Raw genomic sequence first — 25066 nt, 5'->3', positions numbered from 1 at the left:
AACTATTTCCAGATTTGATCCGTTGCAGGCGACAGAGACTGATGGAGAAAAGAGATTCCGATGGACAACGACCCGCATCCCTTCGAACTCGGCAAGAACCGGATCGAGGCGCTGAGCGATGGCGTTTTCGCGATTGCCATGACGCTGCTCATCCTGGAGTTCCATGTTCCGAGCCTGCCCCATAATGCGTCGAACGTCGTGGTGCTTCCGGCGCTGCTGCGCCTATGGCCGAAGTTCGTCACCTATGCGATCAGTTTCGCCAGTCTGGGAGTGTTCTGGATCGGCCATCACAATATGTACCACGCCATCCGCCGCTCAGACCGCGTGCTTCTCTGGCTCAATATCGTCTTCTTCATGTTCGTCTCGTTTCTTCCCTTTTCCACGAGCATTCTGAACGCGTTTATCGAGACGTCGATCGCTCCGCTGTTCTTTGGGGGAAACCTTGTCCTGCTGGGCTGGACGCTTTACGCGCAGTGGGCGTATGCGCGCCGGCAGACGGGGATGATCTCATCACAGATGGGCGACGAGTATCTGGCGATGGTGCAGTCACGCTTTTTGGCTTATCCGATTATCGCCATGCTGACGATGCTCGTCTGCTTTTGGAGCGTCTCGATCAGCCTTGCGATCTATCTTTGCCTGCTGCCGCTGTATATGATTCCTGGCCGGGCCGAGCGGCGCCCGCCAGAGACTACGTCTCGCGGCGCCGGAAGACGGCGGCTCAAACGAAAGATGATGCTTGCCGGCGGACTGGGGGCAATCGCGATATTCGCTGCTTGGGCGGCGTTCCGGCCGGAACTCCTCTTAATAAACCACAAAGTTCATGAATCGCTTCCGGCGGCCGCATCGGCCTCAGGAGCCGCCGTACTATCCGCCGGCGAGTTCCACGGCGTTGCCCACCAAACCCACGGCGATGTCCGCATTATTCAACTGCCGGACGGCGGCAAAGTGCTGCGGCTGACGCGCTTTGCGACATCGAATGGTCCCGACGTGCATATCCTTCTGATCCACGCCGCCGACGCCACCGATAACGACACCGTGACCAGTAACGGTTATCTGGCGCTCGGCAAGCTCAAAGGGAACGAAGGGGACCAATTTTACGATATTCCCGCACGGACCGATTTATCCGCGTATCATGGTGTGACCATCTGGTGCATGCGTTTCCAGGTCAACTTCGCGACCGCGCCATTGAAAACCACTGAGACGATCTCGAACCAGCAGGCAGACTGATTAAACGCCGGCCAAGGCTTTCCATTTGGCGGCCATCGCTGGGTCCGGGTCGACCGTGGCTCCGTTGGTGTAGGCGTCGACGGCGATCTTTGCGCTCTTGGCGCCCGCCATAGATGCGGCTTTTTCCACCAGCGCTTTGGCTCCGGCCTCGTCCTTGTCGCCGCCAAGGCCCTTGTGCAGGCAGGCGGCCAGCTCAAAGCCGGCTTGCCAAATTTTGGCGTCGAACGCCTGCTTGAACAGGTCCCGCGCTTGTTTGAGGTCGTCGTTGGAAGCACTGCCTTTCTTCAGTTCGAGGCCCAGTTCGTACGCGGCTGACGGCAGCGAATAAGACGCCATCAGCAAAAAATGTCGTCCCTTATCCACATCGACTGGGGTGTCGTACAGGCCCTGGAGGGTGATCTCCCCCATCCGCTTTTGGGCCTGCGGATCGTCCCAATAGGCGGCGTAATCGTAGTGGCGCTTTGCGGCGTCCGTATCTTTCGTCGCGCCAATTCCGTATTCGTCGCATGCCGCAAGGTAATAGGTGGCTTCGCGGACACCCTGGTCAGCGGCCTCGGTCCATAGCTCATAGGCTTTCTTACGGGCGGCCTCTTTCTGCGCGGGCGTCATAGTTGTGGACTTCTCGGCCCGTAGCCGTGTCCACTTTGCGAGATTATTCTTAGCCGGGACGTTGCCGGCGTCGGCAAGGGCTTTGGCGCACTTCTGAACGTCCGCCGCCAAACCATCCAGGGGCGTCGGACTTTCAGAGCCGCTGCGAGCTTCCTCATATTTGTTCACGGCGAGGCCGTATTCCGCATCCTTATCTCCACCGGCCGCGGCCTTGGTCAGCATGGAGATCGCCTTTTGATGGTCTTTGGGCCTGCCCCAACCGTTTTCGTAGTAACGGGCAAGCTCTCGTATGGCGGCGGGATCGTCGTTGTTGGTGAAGTACGGCTCCGCCTGCTCCCAATCCGGGGCGCCCTTGGTCATAAATAGCACTCCGATGGTTGTGCTGGGGTTTTTAGGGACAGGGTCGCCGGCCATCAGGACATTGTAGAGTTTGACGCCAATCGCGTCGCGCAGCGAATCGGGGATGGATTGATCGCCCGGCTTCAGCAAACCGATGAGGTCATCTCGGTATTGACGCAAGCCGGCGCCCGGCTGTGCGATCATGAGCAGCGCCATGCGGGATCGAATCTCAGGAATCCAGGCGCCGCTATGATCCCCCATTAAGAGAGACGTTTGATAGCACGAGATTGCGATTGCCGGTGACTGGTGGAAGTGGTTCGCCCCGGCCTCATACTCTCTGCCCAGGGTCACCCATGCGTCTGCATGAACGGCGGCCTTTTGCACGAGATCGGTCCCGGCGTCATAATCTTGCGGATAGCCGTCCCCATCGATCAGAGCCTGTCCGTACTGCCTCTTGAACTCGTTGAACACCGGATTGCCCTTGTCGTCGCGATAGTCGTCGTGCCCCGTCGCCAGGTCCACAAGGAGCTTCGCGGCGCGGGCTTTGTCGTAAACGCCCTTGTCTTTATCCACGAGAAGGTGGTAAAGGGTCGCAAGCGACGCCGTGTCGCCGGCGTCTGCCGCATTTTGCAGAAGAGTAACGGCGAGTGGATAGTCCTTCTGGACGGTGAGCGCATCGTTGGCTTTGTCCACCAGCGCCTTAAGTTCGGCGGCCTTCTGGTTCGCGGCGATTTGCTCGGGGGTTAGCTGTGGTTCTGGCGGAGGTTCAGGCCGGTAATACGAAGTGGAATAGTCGTAATCGGAGTCATCGGACCAGGACGTATAAGACTGCACAGGCGCCGGAGCATACAACTGCTCAAACTTCGCCCTGAGTTCGGAGACGTCGATTGTACAATTGAGATTCAGGCTCTCTGAAACGCCAAAGTCCGCTCGATATTGGCCGGCGTCATCGTAACCGTAGGCGTCGACACGCTGAGCATTGGCGGTTCCCTGAAGTGCAGCCATCAAGACCAAAATAACGAATAGATTTTTCATGATGGATGTAGTGTATGGGGTTTCCGGCAGCTTGTCAAGGAAGCATATTGCTGAAGCATGACCGGGTGATCGCCGAGGCTGAGTATCAGAACGGGTAATAGCAAATCGCCATACCAGGAGACACGATTTGTCTCCTGGTATGGCGCTCAGCCTTGAGGCCACCTCTGATCGAGCAGCGCCGTCAGCGCCTCGCCTGCGTCCGCCTCGATTTGTATGACTCCGGCTGGCGCATGGATTCGCGTGGGATTGATCACGACGCCCAGCGCCCCGTGCTCGGCTGCGACGCGCAGCAGCGACGCGGCCGGTTCGACCATTCCCGACGTCCCTACCGAAAGAAACAGATCGCAATTGATGGCCGCCTGACCGGCGGCGTCGATTGCGTGCTTCGGCAGCGATTCCCCGAACCAGACGACATCCGGCCTTAACGGGCCGCCGCAGCGCGGGCAGAGGGGCGGGACTTCGTCCGTCTCCAGCCAGCTCTCTATCACCACATTTTCGTGGAAGCACTTCGTGCGGCCGATATTGCCGTGCAGCTCCAGGACATCGACGCTTCCCGCCTGCTGGTGCAGCCCATCGACATTCTGCGTGATCAGCGTGAACTTCGAAACGCGCCGCGCCATTTCCGCCAGCGCGATGTGCGCCGCGTTCGGCTCCGCCTTCGCGACAAGCGACCTTCGCCAATCATACCACTCCCACACAAGCTTTGGGTTTTTCCGAAACGCCTGCGCGGTCGCGAGGTCTTCGGGCCGGTATTGCGCCCAGAGACCCGTCTGCGCCTCGCGGAATGTCGGGAGCCCGCTCGCGGCGGAGACGCCGGCTCCGGTGAGAACGGCGATGTGGTTGGCGGACCGCAGCGCCTTGGTGAGAACGGCCGGAATTTGGGTGTTCATGATACTGCTGTATCGATGCGAAGGGGCGCTTTGTTCAAAAACGCGGGAAAAATATGCGGAGATTCTTTGCGCTCCTAGCGGTTTTTGCGTTTGCCGGCGTTCCCAATCCGGCAATAATTAAGAAGCGAAATGGGCATGCGCGAGGCAAGGCCACCACGCCGCCTCTTTTTGATTCCGAACTGAAAAGCCACACAGACCGTAACGGCAAGTTCATCAAGGAGGTTAACCATTATGGCTAACGAGCAAGCAAAGGACGTACAGACCCCGCAGGGAAACTTCCCGGGGACGACTTCTTCCGCCGGTTCGGAGCGGCAAAACGACTCCCAGAGCAATCCGCAGCCGCTGACGACCACGCGGCCGACGCCAATGATGCGCCGCGATCCTTTTCTGAGCGACCCATTCTTCAGCGATCCTTTTCACGCCATGCAGCGAATGACGGATCAGATGGAGAACCTGCTGGGACTGGGAGGCGGATCGATGTTAGGCCGGCGCTGGCCGAACTTTGGAATGAGCGGTTCGCTGGCGCGGAGCGTTTGGGCGCCGCAGATCGAAGTCGAGGAACGCGGCGGCCAGCTTGTGGTCCGGGCCGATCTGCCCGGTTTGAACAAAGACGACGTACAGATTGAAGTGGACGATGATGTGCTGACGATCACGGGGGAGCGCCGCGACCATCGTGAGGAGAACAGCGGCGGTTATTACCACAGTGAACGCTCTTACGGCAGCTTCCAGCGCAGTATCTCCCTGCCCGAGGGCGTCAGCGCCGAGGAGATCAAAGCCAACTTCCACGACGGCGTGCTCGAAGTGACCATGCCGCTCGCGCAGCGACGCAATTGCCATGGCCGGAAGATCGAAATTCAGGAGTAAGATCCGCTGGCGTTCCGGGGCTGTTCGTACGGCTCTGTCAGCCGTACGAGCGGCTCCCACGAGTTTGAAGCAGTTCATTTTTGTGGGAAGACGAGGAAGGATGGAAGATGGAAGGAGGCGGCAATGTCCGAGCTGACGAACGCACAAGACAATCAAGTGCGTCTGCGCGCCGAAGATCGTGTTCGCTCCTCTCCCGACTTGCGATCTTATGCGGAAATCATTCTCAACGCGGCGCGCGGCGACGAGTCGGATTGGGAATGGATCGCGACGGCGTCCGAAGGGGAAATCCTCCGCTGGGCCGAGGACCTGCGTGACAGCGAACGCGACGAGATCGCGCGCGATGAAATCCCGGTCGAAACGGGGCAGGCCTGGCGGTAATATCGCGAGTTGGTAATATTGGAAGGGTAGCATTTGAAGTCGGGTCGTATTTGGAGTGCGCCTGGCAATCGCCATTGCCAGGCGCAAATGCGTCAGGGCCGTCTCCTCATCCTCCTCTCTGTCATCTTCGCTTCTTTGTTCTCTCCCGCTCCCGCGATAATCTCATGGATGCAATTGTCCGAGCCGGCAAATGCGTATTCCTAATCAGTACGGAAAGATCGGCCCGACCGGGCCAGTCAAGCCGAGGCCGCATTTTACCGATAATCAAATATCACCGGCGACTTGACGCGCGGCGAAAGATGGAAAGGTATGCGTTCATTTATGCATTTGCTGATGTGTCCGCCCGACTATTTCGACGTTTGCTACGAAATCAATCCCTGGATGGATATTGCGCGCGCTCCCGATCGTGACCGCGCCGTGCGTCAATGGACCGCGCTGCGCCAGATTCTGACCGAACAACTCGGCGCGCGTGTTTCGCTCATACCGCCGCAGCCGGGCCTGCCGGATATGGTGTTTACCGCCAACGCCGGCCTGCTGCATGGCGGATCGTTCGTGCCGGCGAGTTTCCGCCACGCGCAGCGGCAGGGCGAGGCTCCATACTTCCGCCAATGGTTCGCCGAGGCCGGTTATCCGGAAAAATCGCTTCCTGAATCTCCCGAATTTACGTTCGAAGGCGAGGGCGACGCCCTCTTTTATGGCGATGTGCTGCTCGCCGGTTACGGGCCGCGATCAGACGCCGCCGCATACGCGCTACTGGAAGGGTTGCTCGGCTGCCGCGTCCTGCCGCTGGCGCTGGTGGACAGCCGCTGGTACCATCTGGACACCTGTTTGATTCCGCTCGCTCCCGATCTGCTGGCGTACTATCCGGGCGCGTTTGACGCCGCCGCCAATAAAGCGCTGCAATCGCTGCCCGGCGAAAAGATCGTGATGACCGAAGCCGACGCCCTGAACTTCGGCGGCAACGCCGTGGTGATCGGCCGCGACGTCGTTCTGAACGCTGGCTGCGAAGCGCTGGAAGCGGAGCTCGCCGCGCGCGGTTTTCGCGTGCGCGCCACCGACCTGTCCGAGTTTATCAAGGCGGGCGGCTCCGCCAAGTGCCTGGTTCTCATCCTGGAGCGGTAACGGGTGGAGTTCGCGTCCGCCCATGGCGTCTGGAGGTCGAAACCGATGGTGGACCACGAGGAATATTGGAGTCGTATCCGCGAGCGCGGCGTCGCCGCGCTCGCCGAGGAGCTGACCGCCGAGGAGACCGAGCGTCTTACCGAAGAGTATGGCGCGCATAACTATCACCCGCTTCCCGTGGTGATTGCCCGCGCGGAGGGCGCCTGGGCTTACGATACGGAGGGGCGCGCCTACCTCGACTGCATCGGCGCCTACTCCGCCGTCTCCCATGGGCACCTCTCGCCGTTTCTGGTGGAGACGGCATGCGCGCAGCTTCGCGTGAGCGCGCTCACCAGCCGCGCCATGTATACGCCGCAGCTCGCGCTCTTTCTGGAGGGACTGTGCCGGTTCACCGAATGTGAGATGGCCTGCCCGATGAACACCGGCGCCGAGGCGGTCGAGACCGCGATCAAGATCGCGCGCAAATGGGCGTACACGCGCAAGGGCGTTCCCGATGATCGAGCTGAAATCGTGGTCGCCGCCGGCAACTTCCACGGCCGCACGACCACGATCGTCGGCTTCAGCAGTGAAGACGCCTACAAGCGCCACTTCGGCCCGTTCACCCCAGGCTTCGTGACCGTTCCCTTCGGCGATATCTCCGCGCTGGCGGCCGCCATCACGCCGAGCACCGCCGCTGTGCTGATGGAGCCGATCCAGGCCGAGGCCGGCATTCTGATACCGCCGGACGGGTATCTGGCCGCCGTCCGAACCCTCTGCGATCAAAACAACATCCTTCTGATTTGGGACGAGATCCAGACGGGCTTTGGGCGCGCCGGCCGCAAGTTCGCCTGGCAATACGAAGACGCCCGCCCGGACCTTTTGTGTCTTGGCAAAGCGCTCGGCGGCGGCGTCATGCCCGTCTCCGCCGTCGCCGGGACGCGCGACGCGATGGAGGTCCTGCATCCCGGCGACCACGGCAGCACCTTCGGCGGCAGTCCCCTGGCCTGCGCCGTCGCGCTGGCCGCCCTCGCCGAAATGGAAGTCTCCAATCTGGCCGGCCGCAGCGCCGTCCTAGGCGCGCGGCTCCTTGCCGGGCTGCGCGCCCTGGAAGACCCACGCATTGAAGACGTGCGCGGACGCGGCCTGCTCGCCGGGCTGGAGTTTCACGCCGGAACGGACACGGGCGCCCTCACGCAAGCCTTCCTCCACGCCGGTCTTCTCACAAAAGAAACCCGCCACCGCACATTTCGATTCGCGCCGCCGCTGACGATCGACGAGAGCCTTACCGACGAAATCGTTCGACGCGTCGCCCTGGCCCTCGCCGCCACGGTCGGCGGCTAAGTCCAAGCTTGACAGCGAGGATCGCCGCCGGATGTCAACGAAGCGATCGCGGCCAAAGGCGTCGATATCGGCCTTTTTGGCGATGCGCCGGCGGTCGTCGGCCGCGCAGCGGGCATTCCCGGCCGCGTCATCTCCATTCGTTCGATTGACGGCAACAGCTATCTCTATACACGCGCCGATGGCCCCAGGACGGTCGAGGAGTTACGCGGCAAGACCGTCGGCATCGACGATATTCAGGCGCATAAAGACGAATATTATCAGTCGCTCGCCGGAAAAGCCAAACTGCCGCTGGATGTCTACAAAAAGCTTTATCCGGAAACCGTCTACATTAAGCACGATTTCCCCGCGCGCGGTTTGCAGCAGCTCAATGGAACCAAGGAATTTCTCATTCGCCAGCACTTATTGAAGCAGGACTTCCGGATCGACGACTGGATTTATCGGGACAGCGGGGCAAAGACCGCGCACTCGTGATCAGAATTGCGACAAATGTTATTGACAAACACGTTTATGAGTCAGTATACTTTGCGAAACGCAGAAAATCTCGCTGGACTCACTTGTCGACAAGAGGTCGGATTTCGCTCACATTCCCTGTGAGCGAGATCCGGCCTCGTTTTGTTTTCGAGATCGCTCCCATCAGGGCCAATACCTCAAGAAATGAGACTATCATGAGCAAACTTCACGAACAGGGCTTGGAGATTTCCACCGATGTTTTGATCGTTGGCGGCGGGCCGGCGGCGGCCTGGGCGGCTCTGGCCGCCGCCGAGCAGGGCGCCCGCGTCGTGGTCGCGGACAAAGGATATCTGGGCTCCAGCGGCGCGTTTGCCGCCAGCACCTCCGGCGCGAAGGTCATCCCGCCGCTCAAGGAGCTCAGAGACCCCGTAAAATTTGAACGGTACGCGCTCGGCGGACATCTGGCTGTGCATGGCTGGTGGGATCGTCTTCTTGACATTACCTATGAGAAAGCGCCGAAGATCTACGAGTGGGGCGGATACGATCAGCCGATGCTCAACGGGCTGCCCGCGTACCGGGGGCTTCAGGGATCAGAAACGATGCGCATCATGCGCAAGGAGCTGCTGCGCAGCGGGATCACCATTCTCGATCAAAGCCCGGCGCTGGAGCTGCTCGTTGATGACGACGGCGCCGTGGCCGGCGCCCGCGGCATTCAGCGGCAGGAAGACCGGCCCTGGACCGTGAAGGCCGGCGCCGTGGTTCTGGCGTCCGGCGGCTGCGCCTGGATGAGCAAGGCGCTCGGATGCAATACCAACACGGGCGACGGTCTGCTGATGGCGGTGGAAGCGGGCGGTGAGCTTTCCGGCATGGAGTTCTCCGGACATTATTCTCTGGCCCCGGTGAATTCGTCCATGACCAAGAGCGCCTTTTATCGGTACGCGACCTATACGGATGAGGCCGGCCAGGAAATCGAGGGTTTGAGCAAAAACGGCCATCGCTCCACCTCCGCCGTGGCGAAAGCGCTGCTGCGCGGTCCCGTCTACGCCCTGCTCAATAAAGGGACGGATCATCCCGATGTCCAGCGCATGCTCCGGCTGAGCCAGCCGAACTTCTTTGCGGCGCTGGATCGGTTTGGCGTGGATCCGTTCACCCAGCGCTTCCAGATCACGCTGGTGCTGGAGGGAACCGTGCGCGGGACCGGCGGCGTTCGCATCGTCAATGAAGACTGCGGCTCCACGGTCACCGGACTTTATGCGGCGGGTGACGCGGCCACGCGCGAATTGAACTGCGGCGGCTTTACGGGCGGCGCGGGACCGAACATGACGTGGGCGATCGGCAGCGGCAATATCGCCGGCAAAGCAGCGGCGCTCCACACGCGCGGGCTGGGCGAAACCGCGAGCCAGCGGCGCGTGCATGGAGTGGGCGGCGCGGGCTTGATTTCCCCGGCGGGCGCCTCGGTCAGTTACGACGCCAATGAAGTCGTCCGAGGCGTGCAGGCCGAAATGCTGCCTTTGGACAAGAATATCTTCCGCACCGAGACCGGCCTGCTGGCTTCGCTGGATAAGCTCGATCGGTTATGGAGCGAAGTTCAGAAGGCGCCTCAGCAGAACACGGCGCAGCAGACGCAGCGCTCGCGTGAAGCGGCCGCTCTGGTCGCGTCCGCACGCTGGGCCTACTTTGCCGGTCTGGAGCGCAAGGAAACGCGCGGCATGCACAAGCGCCTGGATTACCCCCAGCTCGATCCCAATCAGCGCCACTATCTCGCTGTCGGAGGACTCGACAAGCTCTGGGTTCGCCCGGAGCCTGTCGCGGAGCCGATCGTACCCGAGCCTGTGGAAGAAGAATTCGACAGCCTCGAAAAGCTCCTGGGGCGCGCGGAGCCCGTCATCAGAGCCGCCGCTCCGCGCGCCGCGCGAGAAGAAAGGGCAGTGCTCGTATGATCGAACTGATCAGCCAGTCGCGCTGTATCGGCTGCGATCGCTGCGTGGAAGTCTGTCCGACGAACGTCTTCGACTCGCAGTATGGAGAGCCGCCGACAATCGCCAGGCAATCCGACTGCCAGACGTGCTTCCTCTGCGAGGCGTATTGCCCGGCCGACGCCATGTTTGTCGCGGCGGAAACGCACGGACATGTCGAAGTCGATGAGGACGAACTGATCGCGAAGGGGCTGCTGGGCAGCTATCGCCGCAATCTGGGCTGGTCCAAGGGCGTCACCCCACAAATACGGATGAACGAGCTTCTGGAATTGCAGAACAAGCTGGGCGGCCGCGCCTAACCCTCGCGCCATTCCAACCCGAAGGCCGGTGGTGAAAACCGCCGGCCTTTGGATTTTGCGGGGCCTCGCGCAGGAAATTCCCTCCCGAAAGGCGTACTCTGCGTCGGATGCGCAGAGGACGGTCGATCTGCGCGGGAGTGGCGATGATTCAAGATGTGGATGAAACGCTTAGCCGGCTTCTGGCGGGGGAGCTGATCAAGATCCCGGGATGCCCGGTACGAAGCGTCGAGCAGGTCACCTTCGAGTCGCCGCAAGTGGCGGAGGCGACTCTGGACGGCGAAGCGTATGTGAACCTTTTCCTGCGCGATGTCCGTGAGAACATGGAGCGGCGCGAGGAAGGCTTCTACCGGGTGACGCAGCGCGCGGACAAATCCGTGGGCGTGCGGCGGCCGCCGGTGCACTTTGACCTGTCGTATCTTGTCACGGTCTACGCGGGCGATGACGCCCGCGTGGAGCATCGCCTCCTTTCGGATGTTTTGGGCGTGTTTCTTCGCTGCGCGCCCGTCCCCGAGCAGTGGCTCTCCGGAACGCTTGCCGGAAAAGGGCCCAACGCGCTGCCGCTGGAAGTCGCGCTGCCGGAGCACACCGCCTCGGTGGACCTGCCGGGAATGTGGCAGGCTCTGGGCGGGAAGCTGCGCCCCGCGCTGTCGCTGTTAATCACCTGTCCCTTCGATCCGTTCGAGACCAAGTGGACGATCGCCGTTCGCGAAGCCGTGCTGGGGATGGGGCAGGGAACGATGACGGAAGGCCCCGCGCAGCCGCGCGATCTCGCGGAGATCCGTGTCAGCGCGGCGGGCGTCGTGCTGCGGCAGGACACCGAGACGCCGATCCCCGGCGTCACGATCCGCGTCGATGGCGATCCTCAGACACTCGAAACGGACGCGAACGGATTTTTCTGGATTTCGAACCTGACGCCGGGCGCCCATCGCCTCCATTTCGAAAAGTATGGCTACCAGCCCTACGACGCCGGTATCGTCAGCCCCCCGCTAGGATCTCCCTATCAGCTGGAGCCGGAAGTGATCGCCATGCGCGCGCTGGACGACAAGCTCTCCGCGCCATAGCGCCATCCATCCAGGAGAAGGCGATTTTTCCGAGAGCAAAAATGAAAGAGGAATATTGGTGTGCGTTAACGAATTACGCGCCATCCAGGAAGCTGCGGTCTGGAGCATTCAGCAGTCGCTCCTAATCCTTTAGCCCGCTTCGCGAAACACCGCCCACTGAGAGCGCGCGTCCGCGCTTCGTCAATAATATCCAGAATTTACCGAAATTTCGTTAAGTTGTACTTCGTTTTGCGTGTTGTGTCCGTCTGAGAAAGGGAGCATCGCATATGCCAGAGTATCTTGCGCCGGGAGTTTTCGTCGAGGAAATTGACAGTGGAAGCAAGCCGATCGAAGGCGTCGGCATCAATACGGCCGCCTTTATTGGATACGCCAAGAGCGGCGACTTCAACAAGCCGACGTTTATCACCAACTGGACCCAGTTCTCCCAGATCTTCGGGGAAGAAGAAAACGCCCTCACCAGCGCGCTCGTCAAAGAGCTGAGCCTGAGCGTGGCGGACATTCGTTCGGCCAAAAAGGCGTCGCGCAAAAGCTGGATGGAGTATGCGAACCAGACCGTTTCGCAGGCCATCCAATCGAAAAAAGCGACGGTGACGTCGTGGCAGGATTTCCTCCGCACCTATCAGATTCCCCAGGGCGGCCTTCCGTATCTTGAAGGCTCCTATCTCGCGCACGCGGTTCGGGGATACTACGATAACGGCGGCGGCCGCGCGTATATCATCCGTGTCGCGCATCCCAACGATATCAAAGCCCTTTCCGTGACCGTGGACGGCGGCGCCGCCGCTTCCCCCCAGACCAAGCCCGGCGCCGCGAAGGCTGCCCAGGTGACGGTAGGACCGTACCTGCTGACGGCGTCGAAACCCGGCGCGGCCGGCAACGACATCAAGATCGATGTCGAGCATGTCGGCGACGGAAATGAGTTCAAGCTGAAGATCACCCAGGGCGATCTGACCGAGCTGTATCCCGAAAGCGGCAAGCCGCTGACTCCCGACACCGCCGCGTCGGCGCTCGCCAAGTCCAAATTGGTGAAGGTGGAAGTCGCGCCCAAAGTCGCGCTGGAGCGGCCCGAGCCGAAGCTGTTCGTCTTCGCGGACGGCGCCGACCCCGTCAATCTCCCCGTCACGACCGGCAGCACGGCCTTGGCGTCGTCGGGATCTCCTTTCTCCAACGGTCTGGCGAATCTCAAGGCGGATGACTTTGTTGGCGACGAGGCGCAGCGCACGGGCCTGGGCGGACTGATGCCGCTGGAAGGCGTCAACTTCGTCGCGATCCCCGACCTGATGGCCGGCCTGTTCCGCCGCGAGGAAGCTCCCGGCGGCGGCGGCGCGGAAGTCGTGGCGTTCGACGAAGCCAAAAAGCAGAGCATCCTGGACACCCAGTGCGCGCTGGTGGCGCATTGCGAGCGCGTCGGCTACCGCATGGCGATTTTGGACCCGATTCCCGGCCTGACGCCGCTGGAGATGAACTCCACCACCATGGGCACGGCGTACAACTGCGACCATGGTCAGGGCGCGATCTACTACCCATGGATCAAGATCTCCGATCCGGTGCATCGCGGACGCCAGATGTTCTGCCCGCCGTCGGGGCATATCGCGGGCGTCTGGGCGCGCGTCGGCGTCGAACGCGGCGTGCACAAAGCCCCCGCCAACGAAGCGCTGATGGGCGCAGTCGGCCTGGAGGTCGAAATCACCAAGGGCGAACAAGAGCTGCTCAATCCGAACGGAATCAACTGTATCCGGGCGTTCTCCGGCCGGGGAATCCGGGTCTGGGGCGCGCGCACCCTCGCCACGGTCGGCAACCCCTCGTGGAAGTATGTCAACGTCCGGCGTCTGTTCAACTATCTGGAAGAATCGATGGAGCGCAGCCTGCAATGGGTGGTCTTCGAGCCCAACGACCAGGACCTCTGGGGCCGCGTCCGCCGCAACATCGCCGCCTTCCTCTTTACCGAGTGGAAAGAAGGCAAGCTCTTTGGCTCCGTGCCTCAGGAAGCCTTTTACGTCAAGTGCGACTCGGAGACCAACCCGCAGGAGATGATCGATCTGGGACGGCTGTACGTCGAAATCGGCGTCAACCCCGTGAAGCCCGCGGAGTTTGTCATCATCCGGATGGGTCAGTGGTCCGATGGGGGCAGCCTGGCCGAAGTTTAAGTCTCTCGCAAGTCTTTCCTGAAAGGAACGCGTTATCATGGCCGAAGCGATCGGCGCTCTGCGCTGGTATTTGGAAATCGACGGATTGACGGAAGGCATCTTCCGTGAAGTGACCGGTCTGGATTCGGAGACCGAGGTGATCGAGCATCGCGTCACCGGCAAGGGCGGGAACCTGATCGTTCAGAAGATCCCCGGCGCCCTCAAGTGGTCCAACATCGTACTCAAGCGCGGCGTCACCGATGACCGCAAGCTGCACGACTGGCGCCGGCAGATTGAGCTCGGCAAGATCGAGACGAACCGCAAGAACGGCACGATCACCTGCTACAAGCCCGACATGACCCCGCTGGCGAAGTACACGTTCGTCCGCGCCTGGCCCTGCAAGTGGGTGGGACCGTCGCTCGACGCCACCAAGAACGAGCTTGCGATCGAAGAGCTGACGCTGGCGCATGAAGGACTGGAGCGTCAGTCGTAAGACGCGAGTAATTCATGACCACGAAAACTGCCGGACTGCAAACCGAGTTCGAATTCACCCTGCCGCGCGGCTATGTCGCTCCCGACGGGACCCTGCACCGCAAAGGCCGGATGCGTCTGGCGACCGCGATGGACGAAATCGCCCCGCTGCGCGACCCGCGCGTGAAGGCCAACCAGGCGTATCTGGTGATCATTCTCCTGGCGCGCGTGATCACGCAGCTCGGCACGGTTGAGGTGATCGAAACCGGCGTGATCGAGAACTTGTTCTCGGCGGACCTGACCTACCTGCAAAATCTCTACCGGCGCATCAACGAGCTGGAGCCGGACGAGGAGGCGTCGGACGACTCGGGGGAATAATTCGCTACCCCTTGGAGGCGCTGTATGAGGAGGTAGCGTATGTGGCCTATCACTTCCACTGGCCTCTCGGCGATATCCTCGATCTCGAGCACGCCGAGCGTCATAAGTGGGTGGCCGAGATCAGCAAGATCAACCAGCGGCTGACGGGCGGGGATTGATCGCCGCGCTGGGACTAATCACTGCACAAAAAGTACGGTGCTGGGGGCGTAGGCTTATTTCGATCGAATATGCGTACGGTTAATGCCGGCGGTTTTAACCGCCAGCGCTATGTTCTGATCGCGGTATTGGCGTCATGGACTAGGCTTGATGTGGCGGAAAGAGTGATGGCGTGCTGATCACCGTGCGAACGGCCACACTAGGTTCGGCGAGGCCTGCCGTGGACATGGCGGGGCGGGGGGCGGCCGCGTGGGCGGGGCGTTTGGCGCGCCGGCCGATCGTGGCGCCGCTGGCAAGGCGTCGGCCGATTGGGCAGGCGATGCTGGGCTCGCTAGGGCTTTCGCGTTTTCTGATGCGCGCTCTGCCGCGTGGCGGTGGACGGCCGCTGCGGTTCCTGCGTCGTCCCGCGATGGTCTTCTATCGCCGGCGTTTGCCGCTTCTGTCACAAGACCTGGGATGGAACTCCGCAAGTACCGGGACGGTTTCGCTGGCGGCGGTCACGGCGGCTCAGCGCGGCGCGAGGACTCTGGCGCCGCATGAAGCGATTTTGCGCGCGCGAGACAGTTCTCCGCCGTTCGAGACCGCTCGGACGATGTCTCGGGAGCAGCGTGCGGCAGAAGCGGCAAACGCCGCCATTTTTCGTTCCGAACGTTCTGGCGGGCGCGACGACCGCCGCGCGTTTCCCCGGACGTCCGCGCCGCGTGAGGCGAGTTCGGTTTTCGCAGACGCGCGCAGAACGCCGGCGGGCGCGTGGGCTTCGCGTCCGTTTGGATCCGCCGTGCGGGATAGCGGTGAAATGGCGCGGCGGGGCAACCGCGCGATTGATGTCGCAGGAGCGCAGGGCGCGGTTTCGATGGCCGCGCGCCGGTCGCTGTTCTCATTGAACGTTGTCGCTCGCGGGGCGCTGGTGCGGTCGCTGACCGTGTCGCCGGGCAGACGCGCCGCTTTTGACGGCGTTTCGTTGTCTCGACAAGCGCCGGCCGCCTTGCCGTTAAGTCCGTCGTGGCGATCGCCCTGGGCAAGATCGCGGCGCGGCGCGCTGGCGGCATTCGCCCGCGATCCCGAGATGCGCTTTTCTGGCGCCGGCGTATCTGATGCGTGGGCGCCTGGCCGAGTTTCCAGTGTCCGTCAGGGCTTTGAGCGCTGGGCGGGAGCGGTCATGCAGGGCCGCGAAGGGGAACGCTTGCGTTTGGGGAGGGGAGGCGCTGGAGCTCAAAGCGCGTCCGTAGTGGGCTCCGCGCCGCGCTTCTCGCCCCAGATTTTGCCGGCTTTGGCGAGAACGTCTTCCGCCATGACGGCCCGTGCTCGACGAACGTCGTGGCCGGGAAACGGCGTCCTGAGACCGTCCTTCGCACCCCTTTCCGTGAGGCGGGAGTTGCCGGCGCGCGCCGGGGCGAGACGATGGGGCGCTCGTTCCGCGAGTGCGCTGCGCAGCAGCGCGCGTTTCGGCGTCGCGGAGATTTTGCAGCGGGCGGCGCTGGGGCTCGCCTCTCGCCGGCGTTGGCGGAGCGAAGAGTCCCGAGCGTCCTTGTCTTCGGGAGTATCAAAGTCGTTTGCTCCACGCCGTGCTTCGGTTTGGGGAAGTGAGCGAGAATACGCATCGCGGGATGCGCGTTTGAGACCCGAGGGAACGTTTGCCGCGCCCGCAAAACGCCGTGCGCGGAGCCGGAGGGGAGACGCTGAGGATGGGTCCGGCGTCATCCGGCGGTCCGTGCCGTTGACAGAGATTGTGCGAAGGCGGCGCGAGGAAGATTTTCGGATTTCCGGGAACATGGCGGCTCCCATTGTCGCCAATTTAGAGAGTGACGCCGTGGCTAAGGCGTGGCGAAAATCCGATCTTGGTCTGGCCCGCCGCGTGTCTGGGAGCGCCTCGGGTTCTGGGCGTGGGGCGGACGATCCCGAAACGGTGCGCGCGGATTTGCGGCGGCGGGGCGGCGGGGGCGCCGCGCTGGATTCTGGACTTCGCTCTCGGCTTGGACGGTTTGCCGGATTCGATCCCGGCGCGGCGCGGCTGCATTGGGGAAGCGTGGCGGCGGAGGCGGCGCGGCGGCTGCGGGCGGAGGCGTTCACGATCGGGCATGACGTCTTCTTTGGCGAGGGACGGTATGATCCCGTGTCCGCGCGGGGCCTGGCGCTGATCGCTCACGAGCTGACGCATGTGCGGCAGCAGACGGCGGCGCTGGCGACGCAAGTCCGGTACTGGACGCCGCAGGGCGGCGACGCGATGGAGCGCGAGGCCCAGCGGGCGGCGGCGGAGGCTCAGGCGGACGCGGAAGAAGTGTCCGATGGGGCGTCGCGGGCTTTGCCGATCCAGCGGGAGATGGCGGCGCCGAAGCCGTCCATGGCGTTCGCGCTGCCGGCGCCCGCGCCGGTGTCCGGAACGCCGGAGCCGTCGCAGACGGCGACGGAAGAGCGTGGGGGCAAGGCGACTCCGAACACGCAGCAGCCGGACGCCCGCGCGGTCGCGGACCGCGTGTATGATTTGATGCGACAAGAAGTGATTCAAGGCCGCAGGCGCGGCCTGCAAAGCGCCAGGAGATAACGGATATGGCTCGTCCCGTCATCCTCTCGCCCGCCGCCGGTTCCGGCGGCGGAGACGCCCCCGCCGAAAAGTCCCGTGCGACCGATTGCCATCTGGGCCTGCGGTTCTGGGTTCAGCTCGGTCAGATCGAGATCGCCGGCTTTCGCGAGTGCACAGGGTTCGGCGCGCAAACCGAGATCTTCGAGTACGCCGAAGGCGGCCTGAACACCTACATGCACAAGCTGCCGGTCCGCGTGAAGTACAACAACATCGTGCTGAAGCGCGGGCTCGACGAGGGGCAGGACCTGTACCGCTGGTACATGAAGGCGATCAACGGTCAGATCAAGCGCCAGAATATCTCGATCGTCGTGTATGGCCCGACGGGGAAAGAAGTTCGGCGCTGGGATCTGCAAAAGGCGTACCCGTGCAAATGGACGGGGCCGGATCTGAAGACGGACGCCGGCGCGGTCGCCGTGGAGTCCGTCGAGATCGCATTCGAAGGCATCGTGCCTTCGCAGTAAGAGACTCATGGCGCAAGCGGCTCCCCTACAACCAGGACGAGGGCAGGCGACGATCCTTCGATTTCTCGGGGATCTGCATCGCCTCCGCGCGCCCGGCGCGCCGAAGCGCAGCGCGCGAGTCGCCGCTCTGGGACAAGCCGGAGGCGCCGCCGTGCGCCTGGCCCGGCGCATCCAGTTCGGTTCCGCGCAAGCCGCCGTGCGAACCGGCCCCAGTCCCGCATCGGAGCGCGCCGCGCCGGCGCTGCCGCTTTCCCATGCCCCAGTTCCCACGCCGGTAGAAGCGGCGCCGGCGCCAGCCGCGCCTTTCTCCGAAACCGCCGTTCGCGACGAGCGCCGTCCGAACGCCGCATTCGCCGCGCCGGACCGGGAGCCTCCCAGAAGCTCACCGGCGCCGGCAATCGCGGAAGCCGCTGCGCCGCGTCCCCCCGCGCCTGCGCTGCCCACCGCGCGAATTGCGCCCCGTGAATCGCTCGCCGACCAGATTTCTACCCGCCGGCAGACGAGCCTTGTCACGCCCAAACCGTCCCTCACGGCACCTTCCGCCGAAACGCCGCTTCCGGCGATCGCCGAGGCGTATCGCGCCGATCTCGATCTGCCGCTTTCCCGAGCGGCGATCCCTGCGGTTTCCTGGCTCGGCGTTTCCGCCCCGGAGCCGGCGACGCCGGAACCGGAATCGTTTTCGCCCCGCATCAGAATGCCAGAGACATCGTCGCCTGCGATGCCGCCGCTCGCGCCGCGCTTTTCCTCCGTTCCCGCCGATACGATGGCGCGGACGCATGCGCCCGCGCCGCTGCCGACATCGGACGTTATGCGGCGCGAGTTCGCTTCGCATCCGCCCACGTTTTCCAATTTACCGGAGCCGTCCTCTTCGACGGCGCCGGCCCAGCCGGAAGATCGCGATTTCTATGCTCCGGCGAGCATGGCGAGCGCGCAAGCCGTCGATGAGAAACGCGACGGGCCGTTTCTTTCTCCGTCGATGGAGCCGGCGCCGGCCCCCTTGGCGGAGCGTGAAACGCCTCAGCAAATGCCGTCAGAGTATCGATCCCCAGATACTGCGCCCGCCATGGTTCTGCCTCGAACACCTGCGCCGTCTGACGAAACAACCCGACGCGCCCCGGACGTCGCCGCAATCTCGGAGAACAAAGCGCCGTTTGCCTCCGAGACGATATTGCGTGAGGTCCTCGTCATCGATCCGGTGATGCGCGCCTTGCCAAGATTGCCGCACAGCGTTTTGCCGGGAGTGCTCGCGCGCAGCCCATTCGTTCCATCGTCGCTGGCGTCGCTCGGCGACGCGAGATTGAATCCCTCGATGTCTGGAGTCGCCCTGCCTTTGTCGCTCTTCCCAGCGTCTTCCGGTCCGGGTGAGCCTTCTGGCATTGAGTTGGCGCCTCCCCATTTACCTGTGCGCGCGGTTTCCTCGGCCAGCGGCGGCGCTGCGGTCGTCGCGCCGATGCGCACTGCGCTGGCGACGGAGCGCATGCCCCTGCCCGCACGGGCGGTCGCCATCGAGCGGGACGCCATGGACCATCGTGTCCCCGAGATGCCGCTGCCGCCGCGCGACCGCACCGCCGTGATGGCGGCCTCCCATACGCTCATGCAGCGTTCCGAGATAGGAAGCGCGCCCTCGGGAGCCATTATGGCGAGCGCCAACCCCGCCGAGCCGCCCGCGCAGTCGCCGGAGGCGGGCCACACGCCGGAGCCCGAAAGCGGCGGCGCCAACGATGTGAACTTGCTCGCCAGCGAAGTCTGGTCACTGCTCCGCCGGCGTCTGGCCTATGAAGCCGAGCGCATGGGGCGGTAATGCGAAGGAGAAATTGAGATGGCGTTAGCGCCCGCGACACTGCAAAATCTGGAAAATAAAAAGACATTCAAGTGTCTGTTCAATCCGACCGAGTACACCATCGCCAAGACCAACAACTGGAAGTCGAAGGAGCATACCGGCGAGAATGTGCCGAAGATCGACTTTACCGGGGGGCAGTCCCGCTCGCTCAAGATGAAGCTGTTTTTCGACGTCTTTGAAGAGGACGGCGCGGATGTGCGGACATCGGTGGATATGCTCTGGGAGCTGGCGCTAATCTATTCAGACAAACAGCACCCGGTGACCAAGAAGTCGCGGCCGCCGCTGTGTCTCTTTCAGTGGGGGCCGAACTGGCAGTTTACGGCGGTGGTCGCGAGCCTGTCCGTCAACTACACGCTGTTCCGCGAGGACGGCACGCCAGTGCGGGCGATGGCCGACGTGACGTTTACGGAAGCGCAAGACGACGCCAAGAAGAAGCCGACCAACCCGACATCCCACGGCGAGGGCGGCCGCAAGCGGCGAGAGGTGCAGCCGCGCGACACTCTGGCGCTGATCGCGTTTCAGGAGTATGGCGACGCGAACCACTGGCGCCGGATCGCCGACGACAACCATCTCGACGACCCGCGGAATCTGCGCCCGGGGCAGGTGCTTTCCATCCCGCCGCTTTCGTAAGGAGCACGCCGCATGGCGAACGCCGATCCGTCCCATCTGTCACACTTCGATCTGAAGCTGAACGGCAAACAAGAACCGGAAGTCCTTAAGGCGATGCTGGACTGCACGGTGGAGAACAGTCTGCACCTGCCCGATCTCTGTACGGTGCGCCTTCATGATGACGGATTCGTCTGGCTGGACAGCGATAAAGTGAAGGAAGGCGTCACGGTCGAGATCCTGGCGGGTGAGGAAAATGTCCTGCCGCTCAAGACGATCTTCCAGGGCGAAGTGACCGCCCTGGAAATGGATCTGGCGGCCCACGGCTCGCCGACCTTGATTCTGCGCTGCTCGGATCGCTCGCACCGCCTGCACCGGGGCCGCAAGAGCCGGTCGTTCGTGCAGGCGAAGGATACGGATATCGTCAAAAAAGTCGCCGAGGAAGATGGCTTTACGGTCCATGCCGACAATACGTCGCAGGTCCATGAGTGGGTCTTCCAGAACAACCAGACCAACTGGGAGTTTCTGACCGAGCGGGCGGCGTACAACGGCTTTCGATTGTTTGTGCAGGGCGAGAAAGATCTGTACTTTCAGAAGGTCCAGGACCAGGGAACCAGCTCGCTCACCATCGAGTGGGGCAAGGACCTGCGATCGTTCCGCCCGCGCACGTCGGCGGGGCGGCAGGTGAGCGAAGTCGTGGTGCGCGGCTGGGACCCGAAGACCAAACAGCCCATTGTCGGCTCCAGCAAGACCCCGACGGGCGTTCCGCAGATCGGGGATTCGAAGACCGGCGGGGAGATCGCCTCCAAAGCCTTCGGCGCCGCGAAGATGGTGGTCGCCGACCGTCCCATCCATTCGCAGGCCGAGGCCGACGACCTGGCGCGGTCCGTTTGCGACGACCTCGGCGGAAGCTTCGTGGAGGCGGAGGGCCTGTGCTTCGGCCAGCCGACCCTCAAGCCCGGCATGATGGTGGAGATCAAGAATATCGGCAAGCGCTTCAGCGGCAAGTACCAAGTGAGCGAGACGACGCATGTGTACACGCCGGCCGAGGGCTTCTCCACGATGTTCTCCATCAGCGGCAAGAATCCGGCGACGCTGCTGGGCCTATTGCAGGGCGACGGGAACGGCAAGCGCGCCTCGATGGGCGGCAATATCGTCGTGGGCCTGGTGACGGACAATGTGGACCCGGAAAATTTAGGCCGCGTCAAGGTAAAGTATCCCTGGCTGACCGAAGACCACACCAGCTACTGGGCGCGCCAGTCCGCGCCGATGGCCGGCTCGGGGCGCGGCTTCTACTTCCTGCCCGAAGTGGACGACGAAGTTCTGGTGGCCTTTGAGCACGGGGATATCCGGCGTCCTTATATCATCGGCGCCCTCTGGAACGGCAAGGACAAGCCTGTCGAGGGCAACAGCAAGGCGATCTCCGGCGGCAAGGTCAACCGCCGCACGATCCAGACGCGCATCGGTCACACCGTCCTCCTGGATGACACCGATGGAAAAGGCGAGATGCGCCTGACGACGGCGGGTGGTCACCATCTGACGCTGAACGACAAAGAAAAGAACATCACGGCGCAGACGACGTCGGGCCATAAGATCGTGCTGGACGACTCCGGCGACAAGATCGAGATCGTGGACAGGTTCGGCGCGAATAAGATCACGATTTCGTCGATGGACCAGTCGATCAGCATGACCTGTCTGGGCGATTTCAGCGTCACCGCCGCCGGGAATATCTCGCTGACCTCGGCGCAGCAGCTCAGCGTCACCGCCGCCATGGGCATCAACGAGACGACGCCCGCGATGATGACGCAATCCATCGGCGGCGTCCTAACCCAGACCGTCGGCGGCGCGGTCACCCAATCGGTCGGCGGCGCCCTGACGATCCAATCCGCCGGAGCCGCCGTGCTCACCGTGGGCGGCGCGGCCGCCGTCACCGCCGGCGGCGCGATTGCGGTCACCGCGCCCACAATCCCGGTGACCGGTCTGATTATTAATAATGGGGTGCCGATACCGATACCGTAGGAGTGAAGGCCGTCCGTGTGACGTAACCCCGGCCCTCCCGTGGCAAACCCACCCCCGGCCTTCGGCCGACCCCTCCCTCGGGCGGGAAGGGTTATTCGGACAAATAGCGAAAGCGGCTTTCGTACGAGGCAATCATACTAACCCTTCCCGTCGGCGGGAGGGGTGGCCCGAAGGGCCGGGGTGGGTTTGCCCAGGAGGGGTCGGCCGAAGGCCGGGGGTGGGTTTGCCACGGGAGGGCCGACCACGCAGTCGCGGAAAGAAACCAATGCCCGATCCAACGAAAGATTTTTTAGGCGCCGGCTGGAAATTCCCGCCGCAGCTGGACTCGCGGGGGCAGATCGAGCTCGTCAGTCAGGAGCAGGATGTCGCTGAGGCGCTGCGGATCATTTTGATGACGCGCAAGGGTGAGCGCGCGATGCGTCCCGATTTTGGTTCGGAGCTGTTCTCGCTGCAGTTCGCGCCCAATGACGCCACGACGGCGGGGTTGGCCCGGCGCTATGCGCAGGAGGCGGTGGAGATGTATGAGCCGCGTATTGAGGTGAAGGAAGTCCATGCGGCGCCAGACCCGGAGAACCCGGAGCGGCTGCTGATCAGCATTGCCTATCATATCCATGCGACCAACGCCGATCGCAATCTGGTCTTTCCGTTTTACGTCAGTCCCGACGAGGAGTAATCGAGTATGTCCCTGCCGTCTCCGAACCTGGACGACCGCAAATTTCAGGAGATCGTCAACGACGTCAAACAGCAGATCGGACGGCGCTGCCCGGAGTGGACGGATCACAACGTCTCCGATCCAGGCGTCACGCTGATCGAATTGTTCGCCTATATGACGGAGATGACGCTTTACCGTCTCAACCAGGTCCCAGAGAAGAACTATATCAAATTTCTGGAGATGATCGGCGTGTCGCTGGAGCCGCCGAGCCCGGCGCTGACCGATCTGCGCTTTCGGCTGTCGCGCCCCATTGAGGATCAGGACGGCGAGGAGGCGTTCGAGCGAACCCTGCGCGCGAACGACACCGTCGCCGCCACGGTGCGCACGGAGACGGATGAGGCCGTGGAGTTCGCGACGGATACGGACTTGCGCATGGTGCGTCCGCGTCTGGCGCATGTTCTGGCGTCCCGAACCGACAGCGATCCCAACACGCTGCCCGGCGCGCGCGAGTTCGCGCCGGGGGAAAACAGCTTTCCAATCTTCAGCCCGTCGCCGCGCGAAGGCGACGCCCTGTATCTGGGGTTCGACGCCGATGTGTCCGGGAACCTGATCGAACTGGAAGTCGGCGCGGTGCAGTCGGCGGCGGTGGGGTTGGACGAAGACTATCCGGCGCAGCGCTGGGAGATTTGGGACGGCGAGGATAGCCGGTGGCGGGCATTGGACATCCCGCGCGACACCACCTATGGCTTTAACCGTCCGCCGGGAATGCCCAAGGGCGACGAGCCTTCGGGATTGATCGAATTGGCGATGCCGTTCGGGCTGTCGTCGCGCTGGCTCGGCGGCCGGCGCGCCTACTGGGTGCGCTGCGTCTATACTCCCGACCTGCCGCCGCGCGGCCCGGAGCGGCGTACGCCGGCGATCTATCAGAAATCGCCGGAGATCCGGTCGATTGCCGCCCGCACCATCGGCGGCTCGGCGCCGGCGAGCAACTGCAGCGTCATCGCCTGGAAGGACATCGGCCAGAGCGATGGGCTTCCCGGCCAGGTGTTCTCGCTCGGCCACGCCCCGATCCTGCCGCGCCGGCCCGGAGAGACGGTCGCCGTCGGCGAGCAGGGAATGCCCCACGCGGAGCTCGACCCCTGGACGGAGGTTTTGGACTTCGCGGACAGCGGACCCGATGACCGTCACTTCGTCTGCGACTCGCTGACCGGTGAGATCTTCTTTGGCCCCAATGTCCCGCAGCCCGATGGGTCGACGCTTCAGCACGGCGCGATCCCGGCGAAGGGATTGACGGTGACGTTTACGTCGTACCGCTACGGCGGCGGCGTGCGCGGCAACGTTGCCCCCGATCAATTGACCGTGCTGAAAAGCTCGATCCCTTATGTCTCCACGGTGAGCAATCCGCGCCGCGCCGAGGGTGGGCGCGAGCAGGAATCGCTAGACCGGGCGAAGATGCGCGGGCAGACGATCCTGCGCATGCGCGACCGCGCCGTCACCGCCGAGGACTACGAATATCTTGCCCGCCGCGCTTCCTCGGGCGTCGGCCGCGCGCAATGCGTCCAGCCGCGCGCCGTCCACGACGCCGGCAATATCCCGCCCGGCGTCGTTCGGGTCTTGCTTGTGCCGTCCCTGGCCGGCGATGTGCCGGTCCCAAGACCGGCGGACCTGCGCGTCTCCGAACGTGTCCGCCGCGATGTGACGGCGTATCTCGACGAGCGCCGCCTGCTGACGACGGTGCTGGAAGTCGGCGAGCCCGATTATGTCTTCGTCTCCACCGAGATCACACTGGTCGCCGACCCAAAGGCCGACGCTTCCCAGGTCCGCCGGTCCGTCCAGGCTCGTCTTGAAGATTTTATCCACCCTTTGCGCGGTGGTCCAAACGGCGACGGCTGGCCGTTCCGCCTGACCCTGACGCTTTCCGATATCTACGCCCAGGTCCAGGCGGCGCATGGGGTGGCTTTTCTGCTGGACGCCAAGATCTTCGTCTCCCGCCTCGCCAATGCGGGCGAGGGCCTGCTCACTCAGGAGGAGCGCATCGATATCACGCAGGGCGTCCGCGTGAACGAGCACGAACTCCTCTGCACCCGCGAGCATCGGATCCGGGTGCGGCCCATGTCCGCCGTGGGGACAGAGGACTGACCTGCCCCCGACCCTTTGGGCCAGGGTAGGTCGCTCGGAGAACAGATGGAGCAAAGCGCAGTGGTTGGTC

22 protein-coding genes are annotated in these 25066 nt (G+C 63.2%); 19 read left to right on the top strand and 3 right to left on the bottom strand.

Features of this window, described 5'->3' with window-relative positions; translation table 11 throughout:
- Positions 1-60: 60 nt before the first annotated feature.
- Entirely contained in the window at positions 61-1227 is a 1167-nt protein-coding gene (locus D5261_RS31940) for a DM13 domain-containing protein (protein WP_119321818.1), read from the top strand.
- Here the strand turns inward: D5261_RS31940 and D5261_RS31935 are convergent, their stop codons facing one another.
- Positions 1228-3210: an SEL1-like repeat protein gene (locus D5261_RS31935; RefSeq protein ID WP_119321817.1), complete on the bottom strand. Its 1983-nt coding sequence runs from the start codon at positions 3208-3210 to the stop codon at positions 1228-1230.
- A 146-nt stretch (positions 3211-3356) separates the two neighbouring features.
- Positions 3357-4100, bottom strand: coding sequence for an SIR2 family NAD-dependent protein deacylase (locus D5261_RS31930; protein ID WP_119321816.1), 744 nt, complete (start codon positions 4098-4100; stop codon positions 3357-3359).
- A gap of 231 nt (positions 4101-4331) precedes the next feature.
- On the opposite strand from D5261_RS31930, the gene D5261_RS31925 reads away from it, so the two are divergent.
- The 4 genes from D5261_RS31925 to rocD all read left to right on the top strand — a co-directional run bounded on the left by D5261_RS31925 (position 4332) and on the right by rocD (position 7784).
- Positions 4332-4964: an Hsp20/alpha crystallin family protein gene (locus D5261_RS31925; protein ID WP_218025608.1), complete on the top strand. Its 633-nt coding sequence runs from the start codon at positions 4332-4334 to the stop codon at positions 4962-4964.
- Positions 4965-5087: 123 nt separating this feature from the next.
- On the top strand, positions 5088-5342 hold the full coding sequence (locus tag D5261_RS31920) for a hypothetical protein (protein WP_119321814.1): 255 nt from the start codon (positions 5088-5090) through the stop codon (positions 5340-5342).
- A 309-nt stretch (positions 5343-5651) separates the two neighbouring features.
- Positions 5652-6464, top strand: a complete 813-nt coding sequence (locus D5261_RS31915; RefSeq protein WP_218025607.1) for a dimethylarginine dimethylaminohydrolase family protein — start codon at positions 5652-5654, stop codon at positions 6462-6464.
- A 3-nt stretch (positions 6465-6467) separates the two neighbouring features.
- On the top strand, positions 6468-7784 hold the full coding sequence (gene rocD / locus D5261_RS31910; RefSeq protein WP_245992552.1) for an ornithine--oxo-acid transaminase: 1317 nt from the start codon (positions 6468-6470) through the stop codon (positions 7782-7784).
- Between the two features lie 201 nt (positions 7785-7985).
- On the opposite strand, the gene D5261_RS31905 is transcribed toward rocD, so the two are convergent.
- Positions 7986-8183, bottom strand: a complete 198-nt coding sequence (locus D5261_RS31905) for a hypothetical protein (RefSeq protein WP_119321811.1) — start codon at positions 8181-8183, stop codon at positions 7986-7988.
- Positions 8184-8449: 266 nt separating this feature from the next.
- On the opposite strand from D5261_RS31905, the gene D5261_RS31900 reads away from it, so the two are divergent.
- From D5261_RS31900 to D5261_RS31840, 14 genes are all read left to right on the top strand, one after another.
- Positions 8450-10174, top strand: coding sequence for an FAD-dependent oxidoreductase (locus D5261_RS31900; RefSeq protein ID WP_119321810.1), 1725 nt, complete (start codon positions 8450-8452; stop codon positions 10172-10174).
- Complete coding sequence (locus D5261_RS31895; protein WP_119321809.1) at positions 10171-10509, top strand: 4Fe-4S dicluster domain-containing protein; 339 nt, start codon at positions 10171-10173, stop codon at positions 10507-10509. The genes D5261_RS31900 and D5261_RS31895 overlap by 4 nt, the downstream gene beginning before the upstream one ends.
- A 143-nt stretch (positions 10510-10652) precedes the next feature.
- The gene (locus D5261_RS31890; RefSeq protein WP_301002369.1) at positions 10653-11570 is read left to right on the top strand and encodes a Pvc16 family protein; all 918 of its coding nucleotides are present in this window, start codon (positions 10653-10655) and stop codon (positions 11568-11570) included.
- Positions 11571-11836: 266 nt separating this feature from the next.
- A complete protein-coding gene (locus tag D5261_RS31885) occupies positions 11837-13714 on the top strand; it encodes a phage tail sheath subtilisin-like domain-containing protein (protein ID WP_119321807.1) in 1878 nt (625 codons plus the stop codon).
- Positions 13715-13751: 37 nt separating this feature from the next.
- Positions 13752-14186: a phage tail protein gene (locus D5261_RS31880; protein WP_119321806.1), complete on the top strand. Its 435-nt coding sequence runs from the start codon at positions 13752-13754 to the stop codon at positions 14184-14186.
- 14 nt (positions 14187-14200) lie between these two features.
- Positions 14201-14542 (top strand): hypothetical protein, encoded by a 342-nt coding sequence (locus D5261_RS31875; RefSeq protein ID WP_119321805.1) that lies wholly within the window; start codon positions 14201-14203, stop codon positions 14540-14542.
- Positions 14542-14700: a DUF6760 family protein gene (locus D5261_RS33615; protein WP_354673144.1), complete on the top strand. Its 159-nt coding sequence runs from the start codon at positions 14542-14544 to the stop codon at positions 14698-14700. The genes D5261_RS31875 and D5261_RS33615 overlap by 1 nt, the downstream gene beginning before the upstream one ends.
- A gap of 170 nt (positions 14701-14870) precedes the next feature.
- On the top strand, positions 14871-17240 hold the full coding sequence (locus tag D5261_RS31870) for an eCIS core domain-containing protein (RefSeq protein WP_218025606.1): 2370 nt from the start codon (positions 14871-14873) through the stop codon (positions 17238-17240).
- Between the two features lie 5 nt (positions 17241-17245).
- Positions 17246-17740, top strand: a complete 495-nt coding sequence (locus D5261_RS31865; protein WP_119321801.1) for a phage tail protein — start codon at positions 17246-17248, stop codon at positions 17738-17740.
- Positions 17741-17747: 7 nt separating this feature from the next.
- Positions 17748-19541, top strand: coding sequence for a hypothetical protein (locus tag D5261_RS33680; protein WP_245992550.1), 1794 nt, complete (start codon positions 17748-17750; stop codon positions 19539-19541).
- A gap of 18 nt (positions 19542-19559) precedes the next feature.
- Positions 19560-20210, top strand: a complete 651-nt coding sequence (locus D5261_RS31855; RefSeq protein WP_119321800.1) for a CIS tube protein — start codon at positions 19560-19562, stop codon at positions 20208-20210.
- A gap of 12 nt (positions 20211-20222) precedes the next feature.
- Positions 20223-22205 (top strand): VgrG-related protein, encoded by a 1983-nt coding sequence (locus D5261_RS31850; protein WP_119321799.1) that lies wholly within the window; start codon positions 20223-20225, stop codon positions 22203-22205.
- A gap of 265 nt (positions 22206-22470) precedes the next feature.
- Positions 22471-22878: a GPW/gp25 family protein gene (locus D5261_RS31845; protein WP_119321798.1), complete on the top strand. Its 408-nt coding sequence runs from the start codon at positions 22471-22473 to the stop codon at positions 22876-22878.
- Between the two features lie 6 nt (positions 22879-22884).
- On the top strand, positions 22885-24996 hold the full coding sequence (locus D5261_RS31840; RefSeq protein WP_119321797.1) for a putative baseplate assembly protein: 2112 nt from the start codon (positions 22885-22887) through the stop codon (positions 24994-24996).
- Positions 24997-25066 lie beyond the last annotated feature (70 nt).

The organism is Capsulimonas corticalis, from assembly GCF_003574315.2.
Classification (GTDB): Bacteria; Armatimonadota; Armatimonadia; order Armatimonadales; family Capsulimonadaceae; genus Capsulimonas; species Capsulimonas corticalis.
The sequence above is the reverse complement of the archived record's forward strand: the minus strand, read 5'-3'. Positions and strand labels throughout refer to the sequence as shown.

Coding starts and splice junctions, on each gene's coding strand:
- D5261_RS31940 (WP_119321818.1), top strand. CDS start 61: ATGGACAACGACCCGCATCCCTTCGAACTCGGCAAGAACCGGATCGAG.
- D5261_RS31935 (WP_119321817.1), bottom strand. CDS start 3,210: ATGAAAAATCTATTCGTTATTTTGGTCTTGATGGCTGCACTTCAGGGA.
- D5261_RS31930 (WP_119321816.1), bottom strand. CDS start 4,100: ATGAACACCCAAATTCCGGCCGTTCTCACCAAGGCGCTGCGGTCCGCC.
- D5261_RS31925 (WP_218025608.1), top strand. CDS start 4,332: ATGGCTAACGAGCAAGCAAAGGACGTACAGACCCCGCAGGGAAACTTC.
- D5261_RS31920 (WP_119321814.1), top strand. CDS start 5,088: ATGTCCGAGCTGACGAACGCACAAGACAATCAAGTGCGTCTGCGCGCC.
- D5261_RS31915 (WP_218025607.1), top strand. CDS start 5,652: ATGCGTTCATTTATGCATTTGCTGATGTGTCCGCCCGACTATTTCGAC.
- D5261_RS31900 (WP_119321810.1), top strand. CDS start 8,450: ATGAGCAAACTTCACGAACAGGGCTTGGAGATTTCCACCGATGTTTTG.
- D5261_RS31895 (WP_119321809.1), top strand. CDS start 10,171: ATGATCGAACTGATCAGCCAGTCGCGCTGTATCGGCTGCGATCGCTGC.
- D5261_RS31890 (WP_301002369.1), top strand. CDS start 10,653: ATGATTCAAGATGTGGATGAAACGCTTAGCCGGCTTCTGGCGGGGGAG.
- D5261_RS31885 (WP_119321807.1), top strand. CDS start 11,837: ATGCCAGAGTATCTTGCGCCGGGAGTTTTCGTCGAGGAAATTGACAGT.
- D5261_RS31880 (WP_119321806.1), top strand. CDS start 13,752: ATGGCCGAAGCGATCGGCGCTCTGCGCTGGTATTTGGAAATCGACGGA.
- D5261_RS31875 (WP_119321805.1), top strand. CDS start 14,201: ATGACCACGAAAACTGCCGGACTGCAAACCGAGTTCGAATTCACCCTG.
- D5261_RS31865 (WP_119321801.1), top strand. CDS start 17,246: ATGGCTCGTCCCGTCATCCTCTCGCCCGCCGCCGGTTCCGGCGGCGGA.
- D5261_RS33680 (WP_245992550.1), top strand. CDS start 17,748: ATGGCGCAAGCGGCTCCCCTACAACCAGGACGAGGGCAGGCGACGATC.
- D5261_RS31855 (WP_119321800.1), top strand. CDS start 19,560: ATGGCGTTAGCGCCCGCGACACTGCAAAATCTGGAAAATAAAAAGACA.
- D5261_RS31850 (WP_119321799.1), top strand. CDS start 20,223: ATGGCGAACGCCGATCCGTCCCATCTGTCACACTTCGATCTGAAGCTG.
- D5261_RS31845 (WP_119321798.1), top strand. CDS start 22,471: ATGCCCGATCCAACGAAAGATTTTTTAGGCGCCGGCTGGAAATTCCCG.
- D5261_RS31840 (WP_119321797.1), top strand. CDS start 22,885: ATGTCCCTGCCGTCTCCGAACCTGGACGACCGCAAATTTCAGGAGATC.